Consider the following 801-nt stretch of genomic DNA (forward strand, 5'->3'; position numbering starts at 1 on the left):
CTGACGGGATCGAACCGCCGACCCTCTGCTTGTAAGGCAGATGCTCTCCCAGCTGAGCTAAGCCTCCATGGGATATTGGAATCAACTTCGCAAATTCCTTTGCTTGATGAATCCTTATGACCCGTAGGGGATTCGAACCCCTGTTACCTCCGTGAAAGGGAGGTGTCTTAACCCCTTGACCAACGGGCCTTGTATGTATTCCTGACGGAGAGAGAGGGATTCGAACCCTCGCACCGCTTGCGCAGTCTAACCCCTTAGCAGAGGGTCCCCTTGAGCCACTTGGGTATCTCTCCAAAATAAAACCTTAGTAGCGGCGGAGGGGCTCGAACCCCCGACCTTACGGGTATGAACCGTACGCTCTAGCCAGCTGAGCTACGCCGCCAAGCGAAATGCTGAAAGCAGTACGGAGAAGGAGGGATTCGAACCCTCGAGACGCTTGTGACGCCTACACGATTTCCAATCGTGCTCCTTCGGCCAGCTCGGACACTTCTCCATAATGTGGCTCCCCGAACAGGACTCGAACCTGTGACAACTCGATTAACAGTCGAGTGCTCTACCAACTGAGCTATCAGGGAATATGGTGGAGCCAAGCGGGATCGAACCGCTGACCTCCTGCTTGCAAGGCAGGCGCTCTCCCAGCTGAGCTATGGCCCCTGATTGAATCAACTCGAGAGAAAAAAAACCCACTTAGTGGGTATTCGCTTGGCAACGTTCTACTCTCCCAGAACCCTTCGGTTCAAGTACCATCGACGCTGGAGGGCTTAACGGTCGTGTTCGAGATGGGAACGCGTGGATCCCCTC

6 tRNA genes and 1 rRNA gene are annotated in these 801 nt (G+C 54.7%); all 7 read right to left on the reverse strand.

The annotated features are described in order from the left end of the window. Nucleotides 1–117 precede the first annotated feature (117 nt). Nucleotides 118–189, reverse strand: a tRNA-Glu gene (locus AC6RNO_RS36685). A 16-nt stretch (nt 190–205) separates the two neighbouring features. Next, nucleotides 206–293, reverse strand: a tRNA-Ser gene (locus AC6RNO_RS36690). 15 nt (nt 294–308) lie between these two features. Beyond that, nucleotides 309–382: transfer RNA gene (locus tag AC6RNO_RS36695), tRNA-Met, on the reverse strand. A 22-nt stretch (nt 383–404) separates the two neighbouring features. Then, nucleotides 405–493, reverse strand: a tRNA-Ser gene (locus AC6RNO_RS36700). Nucleotides 494–499: 6 nt separating this feature from the next. After that, nucleotides 500–575 (reverse strand) — tRNA-Asn (locus AC6RNO_RS36705). A gap of 3 nt (nt 576–578) precedes the next feature. Beyond that, nucleotides 579–654 (reverse strand) — tRNA-Ala (locus tag AC6RNO_RS36710). Between the two features lie 46 nt (nt 655–700). Beyond that, nucleotides 701–801 (reverse strand): 5S ribosomal RNA (gene rrf / locus AC6RNO_RS36715); the annotation flags it as partial.

This window comes from Paenibacillus sp. sgz302190, assembly GCF_059820445.1.